Here is a 13136-nt window from a genome sequence, read left to right on the forward strand (position 1 = left end):
GATATGTGTGTGAGTGATAAAGGGAAACATGTACAAGTTGATTCATGCAGAATGGTTCAAACGTCTAAAGAAGGAGATGGGGAATGATTGAAGTGGAGATTAGGGTGGAGCGTCTTAGGAAAGGGAAAATAGAGGATATTGTAGCATTATCTTCTCATATTGGCTGGGATTACAACAGAGAGGAAATTGAGATGATTTTGAATACGGGTATAGTATATGGTGTAGTAAATGAGAGAGAAGAGCTTATTGCTAGCGCAGCAATTATACTATACGGGGAGACATTAGCCTCAATTGGAATGGTAATTGTACATCCAGATTATAAAGGAAGAGGGATTGGAAAGATAATAACGGATTTATGTGTTAAAAGCCTATTAACTCAAACCCCCATTATGCTTATTGCCACGGATGAGGGGAAAATTTCATATGAAAAACTAGGATTCAGGGCTGTTAGTTATGTTTCTAAATACATATGTAACTCGTACAATGCGAATTACCATTGTGTAGGAAATGAAGAGTATATTGTGAATTATGAAGAACGTGATTTAGAAGAAATAATACAAATAGATAAAGATGCATTTGGAACAAATAGAGAAGAGTTTTTAAAGTATCGAATTATTCAAAGTGAACAATGTATTGTTACAAAGGATGCACAACAAAATGTATTAGGTTACGGTTTAAGTATACAAACGCCAGAAAATAAAATAATAGGGCCGGTCGTTGCTAAAAATGATGCGATGGCAATGAGAATGGTACATTATTTAGCAAGAGAGCATCATGGTAAATTAAGAATTGATGTACCAGAAGGAAAGAAAGGTTTCATGAAAGAATTAGAGATTACTGGTTTTCAAAAGGTTAATACCCCACCAATTATGATAAAAAATAGTGATCAATTTTTGAAAAGAAATGGAGAACTATACAGTATTGCAGCGCAAATTTTTGGATAAAAAAGAATCCTTTTGTGAAAAGGATTCTTTTTTATAGCCAAATTAATCGCGATATTGATCATGAATAGGTTGAAAAAGGTCTTCCTCGACATCTCTAACCATTGAAAAATGATCAACGTTATAATGTCCATGTAGAGTTTTATTATGATGACCAATAATTTGCTCTGCAGATAACACGTTAGAATCAGTTGTGGAATGACCATTTTTAATTAATGTAACGTCAAATCCTTGTACAGTTGCTGTTCTAACGGCGGTATCGATGCAATGTTCTGTTTTACATCCACCGATAACGATATGGCTAATCTTCTCTTCTTTTAAAAGTTCAAGTAAAGAAGTGCCATAGAATGCGTTTGTTGCTGCTTTATTAATAAGGATTGCAGACTGAGGTACTTTAATTTGATTATGTACTTCAAATCCTTCTCCGCTACCAGAAGCAACATCGATATCTCTTACGAAAACAATAAGGGCATTTGAATCTATTGCTTTCTGTACGGCTGTATTTAGTGTAGATAATAGCTCGGTTTTACGAAAAACTTCATTTTCTTGTTCATTTCCATCCATTAATTCTTGCTGAGCATCGATAATTAATAGTGCTTGTTTCATTCGATATCCCCTTTAATATAAAATAAATTCCACTTTACATATTCTTTTATATTGTAAGGAACTCCTCTTTTTTCTAAGAAGTAGACGATAGATTTACAAAGTTGTCAAATAAATTTCATTCTCATAGAGTATAAAAACATGTATGATAGGAAGTGGAGAATTTTTGAGTAGGTGGGAATATCATGCAAACAGTAGAAGATTATCTTTCATTCTTACATACGAAAGGATTTAAATTATCAGAGGAAGCACAAGGATTTATTATGTTCGGACAAGGATATACTGGTGCATCTGATGGGATTGTGAACGTAGCAATAGAAGCGACGATTAAACATCAATTACAGTTTGATGGCAGTTATTTTGTTGCGTTATTAGAACGCTTGAAAGAAGAAGAAATTACAGATAAAAAAAGCGCTAAGGCTTTTATGCGGAAGTTACAAGCATAACTTCACGCAGCCCGCGCTTCTTTTTTCGTTTTAGAAGGTAGTTCAACAAAAACCATGCCTAGGAAAATACATAAACAACCGATAATGGCAGAAATAGAAAGTTGTTCGTTTGCAACTAGAACGCCTGTTAATGCAGCAAAAACGGGCTCCATTGCAAAAATAATTGCTACTCTTGTTGGAGAAGTATGTTTTTGTGCCGATGTTTGAATGAAAAAAGCAATGGATGTCGCAAATAGGGAAGTTAGAAATAGAGCGAATAAAAAGGATTGATTCGTCCATAGTGAAACTGAAAATAATTTTTCCCAATCTTCAAACAAAAAAGCGCAAATAGAAGAAAATATACCGACAGCTAATACTTGAGAGGTGCTTAGTAATAAAGGTGATATTTTCTTAGAAAAGAAACCGTTAACAAGAATATGGGCAGCAAAAGCAACTGCACAACCGAGAACGAGTATATCTCCAATGTTTAATTGAAAAGAATCACCAGCCGTTAATAAGTATAAACCTGCTGTTGCTACAGCAATGCCCATTACGATAAAAATGGTAGCTTTTTGTTTTAAAAAGATAAAAGACAAAATTGGTACCATAACGATACTAAGCCCTGTTAAGAAACCAGCTTTTGAAGAAGTTGTATAAAGTAAGCCGAATGTTTGTAATACATAGCCAATACATAAAAAGAATCCAACAATTAATCCAGCGAAGCTACTCTGTTTTATATCTTGTTTTGAAGCTCTTTTTGAGAAAATCATTTGAACGAATAATAAAATAATTCCAGCGAATAAAAAGCGAATACCATTAAAAGTAAATGGACCAACGAAAGACATAGCATTTTGAACGACAACAAACGTAGCTCCCCAAATAAAAGAGACAAATAATAAAGCAAGAGGAGCAACCCAATCTTTTTTCACACTCATACCCCCGTTAATTTTGTAAGATAGCTTTTCTAGCTAATTCATCAGCAACTTTATTTTGACTACTTGGAATCCACTTAATAAAAAAGAGATCGAAACTTTTTATGTACTGCAGTGCTTCCTCTAATAGTGGTGCAAATATTTTATTTTTTGCGTATTCTTTTTCGACAGCTCGCTCGACAAGCTGCGAATCGGTACGAAAAGAGACAATGTTATAATTATGCTCCGTGCAATATTTTAATGCCGCAAGTAAGGCGTGGTATTCTGCTTCATGATTGGACATTGTCCCAAGGGGCAATGATAACTGTACAGCTGGTTGCACCCCTTTAATAAACACTCCTGCACCAGAAGGACCAGGATTTCCTTTTGATGCACCATCAATATATACTTCAATCAAAATGAGAAACCTCCAAATTATAAGATGATCCCCTACTTATATGTTTCTTTGAAGTAGGGGATAGAGTGACTTAGCCGATTGTAATACTATAACGACATGTAAATGTTTCATTCGTTTGTAAAGATTGAATTCCTTTTTTTTCCTTGAAATCTTTTGCCGGATTTACTTCATCAGCAATCCCGTACCAAGGTTCAATACATAAGAAAGGTGCGTTCTCGCCTGGTGTCCATACACCCACAAATGGGAATCCGTCAAATTCTACTTTTACAAATTTATTATGTTTATGAGAACGAATAGAGATTTCATCCGTATTCATATTTTCAAAAATAAGTGCATCATTTTTGAATAAATCGTATGTAAGTGGTAATTCATTCGTATTTTCAGCGATTAATTGCTTTTTACTTGAAAGATAAGGTCCTTCTAATACGCTTGTTTCTAAGCGTTCAGAACCATTAAATGATAAATGATAATCTGTAAATGATTCGCCCTCTAATAAGGGGAAGTTGAAACCAGGATGTGCTCCGATTGAGAAGAACATCTCTTTTGAAGTAGGGTTATTTACTTCATATGTTACATGAACGATTTGTCCATCTAGCTCATAAGAAACGAGTAATTCGAATTCGTATGGGTATTTTTTTAATGTTTCTTCATTACTAGTAACAATATAAGTAATATTCGTTTCACTTTGTTCTTTTACAGAGAATGTAAGATCACGAGCAAAGCCGTGTTGTGTTAAAGAATATGGTTTACCATCTACGTAGTATGTATTATCTACTAATCGGCCGACAATTGGGAATAAAATTGGTGCGCGGCGCCCCCAATAAGTAGAATCGCCTTGCCATAAGTATTCAGTGTTATCTTCTTTTAAGCGAACGCTTTGTAATTCTGCACCTTTGTCAGAAATGGAAACGATCACTTTTTCATTTTGAATTGTTGCTGTCATGAAGTGAAACCTCCTAAATCTTTCATATGTTTTATTATACGTTGTCCAAAAGAAAAAAGGTAGTAAATGATAGGAATCTATTGACGAAAGAGTGCCTATTGCGTAAAATATAATCTTGTTGCTTAAAAACGAATAACGTGGTTCGAAACCATCCCACGTAAAAAAACTAAGGAGATTTTGTCATGAATATAAGGACATTAGTCGGTAATGGTATTTTAGCGGCATTATATATTGCTGTTTCTATGCTTATTCAGCCATTTGGCTTTACCAGTGTACAGTTTCGTATTTCAGAGATGTTTAATCATCTCGTTGTATTCAATAAGAAAGCAATTTACGGGATTGTATTAGGGGTATTTTTAACGAATCTCTTTTTCTCACCTATGATCGCTTATGATTTAGTATTTGGAGTAGGGCAATCCATTCTTGCATTACTTGCAACTATTATTTCTATGCGCTTCATTAAAGGTGTTTGGGCTCGTATGATTTTTAATACAGTTATTTTTACAGTCACAATGTTTATGATTGCAATTGAACTTCATCTTGCGTTTGATCTGCCATTTTTATTGACATGGCTAACTTGTGCAGTTGGTGAATTTGTTGTAATGGCAATTGGTATGCCTGTAATGTACTGGATTAATAAGCGAGTGCAATTTGAAAGATTTATGCAATAGATGAAAGAGCTGTCCTTACTTAGGATGGCTCTTTTTGTATGTGATTAAATTGTATATAATACTGTGACTCTTGATAAAATATAATAAAATAAATATAAGAAGTCTTATAAAAGGGGAATCTAGTATGAAATATAAAATACATTGGTTGTATAAAACGAAGCGTGGTTTACAAACTGAATTAACAACAGATTATATGAACATAGAAGAAGTGCTTCAATTTGCGGAGGATTTTGAGAAAACAGGTAGGGTGAAAGAACTTTTATTTTTCGATGAAATGGACGCGGAATGGTCATTAAAAGAAATGAAAAAACTGAGTAAGCAAGTGGAGGAAGATCCGCAAGAAATTCAAGTTTATTTTGATGGTGGTTATGATGTACAGACGAAAGAAGCTGGGGTTGGTATATGTGTATACTATAAAAAAGGAAATACAAATTACCGAATTCGTCGCAATGCATACATAGAAGGCATATATGATAATAACGAAGCGGAGTATGCAGCATTATTATACGGGATGAATACACTCGAGGAATTAGGAATTAAATATGAAGCAGTTACACTTCGTGGAGATTCTCAAGTTGTACTGCAGCAATTAGCTGGTGAATGGCCTTGCTATGATGAACATTTAAATCATTACTTAGATCAAATTGAACAAAAAGCGAAGCAAATGAAATTAAAACTTATTTGTGAACCGATATCTAGAAAACAAAATAAAGAGGCACATCAATTAGCAGCGCAAGCATTAGAAGGGACGACAATTGATAGTCATAAAGAAATAACCGAATAGAGAGGTGCACACGTGAAGAAGAAGCAACTCATTACAGAGGTAAATGACTTATTAGAAACGTATTGCGGAGGGTGTTTCCTGCAGGAACATAATCGGAAAAATCATAGTAAATACTATGCCCATTCTTTTTGTATACGGCAATGTACGGTTGGAGAGAAGTTGAAAAAGTATGGGGAGCAATTGTCATAAAAAAACATCCAGAGAATTTTCTCTGGATGTTTTTTAGTGCTTCGCTTCATGTAATTGATGCTCGCATTTACTTAATTTTTTTTCTTCATTCATTAGAAATGGCTCATCTAAATCCGTTGCAACGGATTTCATGATTTCAAGCTGAGAACGAGCCGATTCTACTGCAGTAGTGGCATGCTCTAATGTGTCTGGATCCATTGAAATTGTTGCAGAACCTACCATTTTTTGTGCAGTTTCTACACGGAATTTTACTTCTTCAAAATCATTTACATGTGACCCCATTGTTATTGCCTCCTTTGTATTTTGCGCATTTCACATAGTTTTTGCTCTGGAAAACGGAAATATACAAAGGAATAACAAAGGAGGTTACCAAGTAAGGTAACCTCCTGTCATATGTGGGATTAAAGTTTTGCTACGTTAGCAGCTTGAGGTCCACGGTTTCCTTCAGTAATGTCGAAAGATACTTCTTGACCTTCCTCTAAAGCTTTGTAGCCGTCGCTTTGAATAGCAGAGAAATGTACGAATACATCTTCAGATCCTTCCATTTCGATAAATCCAAAACCTTTTTCATTGTTAAACCATTTTACTTTTCCTTGCATGTCACAATTCCTCCTAAAAACGATTCCTTTTTTCATTTAGTGAAATTCATTAAAAAAATAATAAAAATAAAAAATGCTATATTCTCGAATATTCTGCTAAATGATTAATTTAAATATACATGAATTGGTAGAATTTAGTCAAGTAAGCGTTTTAAAAATTTTGTATTTTGAATTAATTTTTTCTTGAATTTTTAAAAAGGTATAGGACAAGCCGAGTATGTAATATTCTTAAGTGAATGCTGTACATAATGAGGTGAAAGAATGGATGAGTCTTATTTATTAGATAATGAAGGGATGAAAAATAGAGTCGACATACCGAATTGGGTTGCAAAAGAATTTCATGATTTTTCGAGTGTCGTGTTAGAACCAACCTTCCCGTGTTATTTCGGTTTAACAGCTTTGAAGAAGAATGAACTTCGTTATTCATTTCTCTCTCATAATGATTGGAGTCATTTGCCCAATACAATGTTAACTTTTTTGGAGCTAATGAAAGAGCGGCCGATTGTAAGAAGAGGATTTTTTCTTTTTGTGGAACCGGAATGTGAAGAAAAATCAATCGAATATTATCGAGATTATTTTTGGAAAGTACTACAATATTTGCATGAACAAGATAATCAATTATGGCCAAAGCAAATCCCGAAAAATCCAGACCATCATTTATGGGAATTTTCATTTGGTGGTGAACCAATATTTGCATTTGGGAATGCGCCAGCTTATAAACAGCGAAAGACTAGGCATTTAGGAAATTCTCTCGTTATTGGATTCCAGCCACGAACTATTTTCGATGGATTAGAAGGAGATCGTCCTAAAGGGTCGTATTCAAGACAAATGGTCCGTGAACGAGTTGAAAAGTGGGATCAGTTGCCGAAGCACCCTAACATTAGTCACTACGGCGATCCTAATCATCGTGAATGGAAACAATATTTCATAGGGGATGATATTGAGCCGATTAAAGGTAAATGTCCTTTTCATCATAGGGTAGAGAAATAAGAGCCATCAACTGGATGGCTCTTTTGCATATTTTGGATAAAAAAGGGTATTGTATTATTGAATAATTTTTATGAAAGCTAGTCTATTTTCTTTATTTGCATCATTACTTAATAGTAAAAGAAGTAGAAAGGATAGAGTGATGTTTGGAGCAATTATACAACAAATAGTATTAGGTATTTCATTAGCTGCACCTGTAGGTCCGATTAATATTGAAATGTTAAAACGAGGAATTGAACGTGGATTTTGGCATGCGTGGATTGTTGGAATCGGAGGAATGACTGCTGATATTTTGTTTATGCTGCTTATTTATTTTGGTTTATCTTCTGTGTTTATGTATACATATGTACAAGCTTTTATGTATTGCGCTGGTTTTTTCTTGTTGTTTTATTTAGGGTTTCAAAGTGTAAAACAAGGAATTTCTCACTCTAATATGGAATATAAACAAGAAGAGATAGGTGGACTTAAACAATCTTTTATGGCAGGATTTCTAATTGCGATATCCAATCCATTAAATCTCGTTTTTTGGTTTGGTATATATGGAAGTACACTTAGCTCGTTGCTTACAAAGGTAACGAAACAAGAAGCTTTTTTGTACAGTCTTTGTATTATTGTTGGTATTATTTTGTGGAATTTAAATATTGCTTTTTCTGTACATTTTGGAAGAACTTTATTAAAGAAAAAAGCACTTGGCTATATTACAGCCGGAGCAGGTATTATTTTAGTAGGATATTCTATCCATTTTGCATACAAAGCTTTACAGTTATTCATATAAGATTGAAGGGGAGATTTTTATGTATCGAACCACTATTGACGGAAAAGAAATTATCATCACTTTAGCACCAAAAATCCGAAAAGAAATTACTGATAGGAATCCACTATATGAAGCGGTATTTAAAAATGCAGCAAGGTTACTGCAAACGAAACAACCAACGTTTGCGGTAAATCATGAAGTATTTGGTCTCATTATTGGAGAAGTACAAAGAGGAGAAGTAACAGTGTTTGCAGTAGAACACATTATTCCGAAGCAAAATATATTTGGTCCGAACACTTTTTTCTCGACAATAGAACAGCAGGCAAATTTGTAAAGTGAATAGAATAAGAATGAAATAGAAAAAAATGGTCGTAACGATATGTTGCGGCTGTTTTGGTGGAAAAGGGGGAAGTAAGATGAAGAGAGTGGTGAAAGAGTTTTTTTTACAACATGATATTGTTATTATGTATAGTGTTCTATTAATTTTTATTATTATTTTAAAAATGCAATTTTTTACATGGATTGGTATGTTAGCGTGTATGTTTGGGATTGTTTTTTATACGTTTAACGAATATATGACACACCGTTTTTTATTCCATTTAAAGCCGCCTAAAAACGCATTTTTATTAAAAATGTTAAGAAGATTACATTATGATCATCACGTATATCCAGATGATTTAAAACTTTTATTTTTGCCTGTATGGTTTAGTATACCTAGCTTTACTATATATTTACTTATAACGTATGGTATTACAAAAAGTGTTACTGTTACACTTTCATTCGGAATCGGAATGATTATCATGCTCCTCGTTTATGAATGGAAACATTATATTGCACATAAACCGATTCGTCCCTTCACTAAGTTTGGAAGATGGCTAAAAAAACAGCACATATTACACCATTATAAAAATGAAAAGTTTTGGTTCGGAGTTTCAAATCCAGTATTCGATTTTATATTTAGAACACTTAAAGATGGAAAAGACGTTGAATTAAGTGAAACAGCTCGTAATTTAGAAAAGGAGACAAAGAAAGAAGTAGTGCGATAAGCACTACTTCTTTCTTCTATTTTAATGGGAATAAAAGTTTAATCGAATCAATCAAATTTTATGTTAAAAAAGTATATTGAAAATTTAGGAGAAAATGACGAAAAATGTCTATCGAAAAATCTTTGCAGGAATGTACGGATTGTCTAAAATGAAAATAAGTTTCTGAATATTTATAAAATTTAGTATTTATGTATGCAAGGTGAATTGTATTTTAAGTTAAGAGAGGGGACCAGAGAATGAAACGAGATGATACGTCAGCACGTAAGTTAAAAAATGAGGTGAATTATACAGAAGTTGTTCAGTCTGAAGAGTTTCAATTGTTATTAAATACGAAAAAGAAGTTTATCATTCCGATGAGTATTTTCTTTTTAAGTTTTTTTATAGCACTACCTATTTTAACATCGTATTCAAAGGTGCTTAATACACCGGCATTTGGTGATGTGACATGGGCATGGGTATTTGCTTTTGCGCAATTTATTATGACATGGTCATTATGTATGATTTACAGCAAGAAAGCCGAATCCTTTGATGAAATTTCGCAAAAAATTCTGCAAGATATGCAAAAAGGGAGGGGCTGAATTTGAATACTACTGCGTTTGCACTATTTTTAATTATTGTTCTTGGTACGCTCGTCATAACCTATTTTGCATCAAAAAAAACGAAAAATGCGAGTGAATTTTATACGGCTGGAGGGGGATTAACTGGCTGGCAAAATGGTCTGGCTATTGCTGGGGATTACATGTCTGCTGCGTCATTTCTTGGTATAGCCGGAGCGATAGCGTTAACTGGGTTTGATGGGTTCTTTTATAGTATCGGCTTTTTAGTTGCTTATTTAGTTGTTCTATATCTTGTCGCAGAACCGCTTAGAAATTTAGGGAAGTACACGTTAGCGGATATGATTGCGGCACGTTTTGATGCGAAAAAAGTTCGTGGTATAGCAGCGCTTAATACGATGACGATTTCAATTTTTTATATGATTGCACAATTAGTTGGTGCGGGTGCACTTATTAAACTATTATTAGGTATTGAATATACAACATCTGTATTAATCGTAGGTACACTTATGACTGTGTATGTTATTTTTGGAGGAATGACAGCTACGAGCTGGGTTCAAATTGTAAAGGCTGTACTACTTATGGCAGGGACATTTATTATTTCTGTTATCGTTTTCTCCAAATTTAATTTCAGTGTGACTGAAATGTTCGCTCACATGAAAACAGCTACTCCATTAAAAGATTCGTTTTTAAATCCAGGAGTAAAGTATAAGGATGGTCTTGATACACTTTCTTTAAATTTAGGACTAGTCCTTGGTACAGCGGGATTACCACATATTCTTGTCCGCTTTTTTACAGTACGTGATGCAAAAACTGCACGTCAATCTGTTGTATATGCGACGTGGTTAATTGGCGCGTTTTATATTATGACAATTTTCTTAGGGTTTGGAGCAGCAGCGTTTGTAGGAAATGAGGCGATTATTAAAGCAAACCCTGCTGGTAATATGGCAGCACCTTTATTAGCAAAAGCATTAGGCGGAGATTTCTTATTTGCTTTCGTATCAGCAATTGCTTTTGCAACTATTTTAGCTGTAGTAGCAGGACTTGTGTTAACAGCAGCATCAGCATTCGCGCATGATTTTTATAATGAGATTATCCGTAAAGGAAAATCAACGGAAAAAGAGCAAGTGTCAATGGCTCGTTATGCGTCTATTGGAGTAGCGATAGTATCTATTATACTTGCTTTATTTGCTCAAACATTAAACGTAGCATTTTTAGTATCACTAGCATTTGCGGTTGCAGCGAGTGCAAATTTACCGGTTATATTATTTACAATCTATTGGAAGCGTTTTAATACAACAGGAGCAATTTCTGGTATGATTGTTGGTCTTGTATCAGCGATTGTTCTTGTAGCGTTAAGTCCAAATGTTTGGAACCCAGTAGCTGGAAAAGCTATTTTTGTTGGAGAAGCGATATTTCCATATACGACACCTGGAATTATTTCGATCCCGCTCGGGTTTCTTGCAGCATATTTAGGAACTGTTTTCTCTAGTAAGAAAGAAGATGCAGCGAAATTTGATGAAATTCTTGTGAAATCTAATACTGGTCATGGTATTAGTGATGCATCTTCGCATTAAAAAAAGAGGAGCTTTTCGAAATATAAGAAAAGCTCCTCTTTCTTTTGACATTTTCTTATAACGTGAAACTTTAATCAGTGTGGAGGATTGTTCATCCCCCCACACTGATTATTAGCTCTCACCAATCGGGCGTTTATGGGCAGTTAATCTCCCACCTAACTTCTTTGCTCCAGCTGAATTTTGGGGTGGGAGTTTTACTGCCCACAAATAGTGGGATAAATATTACTTTAATTTTGGTAGGATTTGTCTTGTGTTTGTGGAATGAAAATAGGCAGGGAGAAATTTAACTCATCATGGCACCAGCGCAGCTTTGTGAAAAATAAGTTGTTATGGAAGGTGGAAGAAATGATGAAGACAAAACAAACCGATGAATTATTAGCAAAAGATGAGCAATATGTGTGGCACGGAATGCGTCCCTTTAGTCCAAGTAGTACAATGGTAGGGGCAAAAGCAGAAGGGTGCTGGGTTGAAGATATACAAGGAAAAAGATACTTAGATGGTATGAGTGGTCTTTGGTGTGTAAATAGCGGATATGGAAGAAAAGAGCTTGCAGAGGCAGCTTATAAGCAATTGCAAACATTATCATATTTTCCGATGTCACAATCACATGAACCAGCAATTAAGCTCGCTGAAAAGTTAAACGAGTGGCTTGGTGGAGAGTATGTTATTTTCTTCTCTAATAGTGGATCAGAAGCGAATGAAACCGCTTTTAAAATAGCAAGACAATATTATGCTCAAAAAGGTGAACCGCATCGTTACAAATTTATGTCACGTTATCGTGGTTATCACGGAAACACAATGGCGACGATGGCAGCGACTGGACAAGCACAGCGTAGATACCAATATGAGCCATTCGCTTCAGGTTTTTTACATGTAACGCCTCCAGATTGTTACCGCATGCCAGAAATGGAATCACAAAATATTTATGATGTAGAATGCGTAAAAGAAGTAGATCGTGTTATGACATGGGAATTAAGTGAAACGATAGCAGCATTTATTATGGAGCCAATTATTACAGGCGGAGGTATTTTAATGCCACCACAAGACTATATGAAAGCAATTCACGAAACATGTCAAAAACACGGAGCACTACTTATAAGTGATGAAGTTATTTGTGGTTTCGGGCGTACAGGAAAAGCATTTGGGTTTATGAACTATGACGTTAAGCCTGATATCGTTACGATGGCAAAAGGTATTACGAGCGCATATTTACCATTATCAGCAACAGCTGTAAAAAAAGAAATTTATGAGGCATTTAAAGGAACAGGAGAATATGAATTCTTCCGCCATATTAATACATTTGGTGGAAATCCAGCGGCTTGTGCATTAGCGCTTAAAAACTTAGAGATTATGGAAAATGAAAATTTAATTGAGCGCTCTGCACAAATGGGTTCACTTTTATTAAATCAATTAAAAGAAGAAATTGGGGCACATCCGCTTGTTGGAAATATTAGAGGGAAAGGGTTATTAGTTGGAATCGAACTAGTAAATGATAAAGCGACGAAAGAACCAATTGATAATGACAAAATTGCAAGTGTTGTAAATGCTTGTAAAGAAAAAGGGCTCATTATTGGGCGTAACGGTATGACAACAGCAGGATATAATAATGTCTTAACATTGGCACCGCCGCTCGTTATATCAAGTGAAGAAATTGCTTTCGTTGTTGGTACGTTGAAGACGGCGATGGAGCGTATTTAATTAATTGAGCGAGCTGTAATATACAGCTCGCTTTTG

General features: G+C 34.7%; 18 protein-coding genes and 1 riboswitch. Of the genes, 12 read left to right on the plus strand and 6 right to left on the minus strand.

Going from position 1 to position 13136, the window contains the following annotated elements:
• Window positions 1–83 precede the first annotated feature (83 nt).
• Window positions 84–944 (plus strand): GNAT family N-acetyltransferase, encoded by an 861-nt coding sequence (locus MKX37_RS07915; protein WP_078422000.1) that lies wholly within the window; start codon window positions 84–86, stop codon window positions 942–944.
• 42 nt (window positions 945–986) lie between these two features.
• On the opposite strand, the gene MKX37_RS07920 is transcribed toward MKX37_RS07915, so the two are convergent.
• Window positions 987–1547, minus strand: coding sequence for a cysteine hydrolase family protein (locus MKX37_RS07920; protein ID WP_002186259.1), 561 nt, complete (start codon window positions 1545–1547; stop codon window positions 987–989).
• Window positions 1548–1729: 182 nt separating this feature from the next.
• Here MKX37_RS07920 and MKX37_RS07925 point away from each other — a divergent pair, with 182 nt between their 5' ends.
• The gene (locus MKX37_RS07925; RefSeq protein ID WP_001195213.1) at window positions 1730–1990 is read left to right on the plus strand and encodes a DUF6123 family protein; all 261 of its coding nucleotides are present in this window, start codon (window positions 1730–1732) and stop codon (window positions 1988–1990) included.
• 2 nt (window positions 1991–1992) lie between these two features.
• Here the strand turns inward: MKX37_RS07925 and MKX37_RS07930 are convergent, their stop codons facing one another.
• From MKX37_RS07930 to MKX37_RS07940, 3 genes are all read right to left on the minus strand, one after another.
• Window positions 1993–2898, minus strand: coding sequence for a DMT family transporter (locus MKX37_RS07930; protein WP_002126516.1), 906 nt, complete (start codon window positions 2896–2898; stop codon window positions 1993–1995).
• Window positions 2899–2911: 13 nt separating this feature from the next.
• Window positions 2912–3298 (minus strand): reverse transcriptase-like protein, encoded by a 387-nt coding sequence (locus tag MKX37_RS07935; RefSeq protein ID WP_002011911.1) that lies wholly within the window; start codon window positions 3296–3298, stop codon window positions 2912–2914.
• A gap of 70 nt (window positions 3299–3368) precedes the next feature.
• Window positions 3369–4241: an aldose 1-epimerase family protein gene (locus MKX37_RS07940; RefSeq protein WP_002086548.1), complete on the minus strand. Its 873-nt coding sequence runs from the start codon at window positions 4239–4241 to the stop codon at window positions 3369–3371.
• A gap of 131 nt (window positions 4242–4372) precedes the next feature.
• Window positions 4373–4417, plus strand: a riboswitch (PreQ1 riboswitch).
• Between the two features lie 6 nt (window positions 4418–4423).
• On the opposite strand from MKX37_RS07940, the gene MKX37_RS07945 reads away from it, so the two are divergent.
• From MKX37_RS07945 to MKX37_RS07955, 3 genes are all read left to right on the plus strand, one after another.
• Entirely contained in the window at window positions 4424–4912 is a 489-nt protein-coding gene (locus MKX37_RS07945) for a QueT transporter family protein (RefSeq protein WP_002011909.1), read from the plus strand.
• Window positions 4913–5036: 124 nt separating this feature from the next.
• Window positions 5037–5696, plus strand: coding sequence for a ribonuclease H family protein (locus MKX37_RS07950; RefSeq protein ID WP_002126525.1), 660 nt, complete (start codon window positions 5037–5039; stop codon window positions 5694–5696).
• Window positions 5697–5708: 12 nt separating this feature from the next.
• Window positions 5709–5885, plus strand: coding sequence for a zinc-finger domain-containing protein (locus tag MKX37_RS07955; protein ID WP_002011906.1), 177 nt, complete (start codon window positions 5709–5711; stop codon window positions 5883–5885).
• A gap of 33 nt (window positions 5886–5918) precedes the next feature.
• Here MKX37_RS07955 and MKX37_RS07960 read toward each other — a convergent pair whose 3' ends face one another.
• Together MKX37_RS07960 and cspB are read right to left on the minus strand one after the other, a co-directional pair.
• On the minus strand, window positions 5919–6167 hold the full coding sequence (locus MKX37_RS07960) for a DUF2564 family protein (RefSeq protein WP_002011905.1): 249 nt from the start codon (window positions 6165–6167) through the stop codon (window positions 5919–5921).
• Window positions 6168–6286: 119 nt separating this feature from the next.
• Complete coding sequence (cspB, locus tag MKX37_RS07965) at window positions 6287–6484, minus strand: cold shock-like protein CspB (protein ID WP_002011904.1); 198 nt, start codon at window positions 6482–6484, stop codon at window positions 6287–6289.
• Window positions 6485–6745: 261 nt separating this feature from the next.
• Here cspB and MKX37_RS07970 point away from each other — a divergent pair, with 261 nt between their 5' ends.
• The 7 genes from MKX37_RS07970 (at window position 6746) to MKX37_RS08000 (ending at window position 13100) form a co-directional block, all read left to right on the plus strand.
• Window positions 6746–7474, plus strand: coding sequence for a YqcI/YcgG family protein (locus MKX37_RS07970; RefSeq protein ID WP_002030884.1), 729 nt, complete (start codon window positions 6746–6748; stop codon window positions 7472–7474).
• Window positions 7475–7613: 139 nt separating this feature from the next.
• Window positions 7614–8246 carry a LysE family transporter gene (locus MKX37_RS07975; RefSeq protein ID WP_002030886.1) on the plus strand — a complete coding sequence of 211 codons (633 nt, stop codon included), beginning with the start codon at window positions 7614–7616 and terminating at the stop codon, window positions 8244–8246.
• 19 nt (window positions 8247–8265) lie between these two features.
• Window positions 8266–8559 carry a hypothetical protein gene (locus tag MKX37_RS07980; RefSeq protein WP_002011898.1) on the plus strand — a complete coding sequence of 98 codons (294 nt, stop codon included), beginning with the start codon at window positions 8266–8268 and terminating at the stop codon, window positions 8557–8559.
• An 82-nt stretch (window positions 8560–8641) separates the two neighbouring features.
• Window positions 8642–9271 (plus strand): sterol desaturase family protein, encoded by a 630-nt coding sequence (locus MKX37_RS07985; protein WP_002126527.1) that lies wholly within the window; start codon window positions 8642–8644, stop codon window positions 9269–9271.
• Between the two features lie 236 nt (window positions 9272–9507).
• Window positions 9508–9849: a DUF485 domain-containing protein gene (locus MKX37_RS07990; protein ID WP_002011894.1), complete on the plus strand. Its 342-nt coding sequence runs from the start codon at window positions 9508–9510 to the stop codon at window positions 9847–9849.
• 2 nt (window positions 9850–9851) lie between these two features.
• A complete protein-coding gene (locus tag MKX37_RS07995; RefSeq protein ID WP_002011892.1) occupies window positions 9852–11402 on the plus strand; it encodes a solute symporter family protein in 1551 nt (516 codons plus the stop codon).
• A gap of 348 nt (window positions 11403–11750) precedes the next feature.
• A complete protein-coding gene (locus MKX37_RS08000) occupies window positions 11751–13100 on the plus strand; it encodes an aspartate aminotransferase family protein (RefSeq protein WP_002126530.1) in 1350 nt (449 codons plus the stop codon).
• Window positions 13101–13136 lie beyond the last annotated feature (36 nt).

Origin of the sequence: Bacillus sp. FSL R5-0709, assembly GCF_038004785.1 — a bacterium.
Classification (GTDB): Bacteria; Bacillota; Bacilli; order Bacillales; family Bacillaceae_G; genus Bacillus_A; species Bacillus_A mycoides.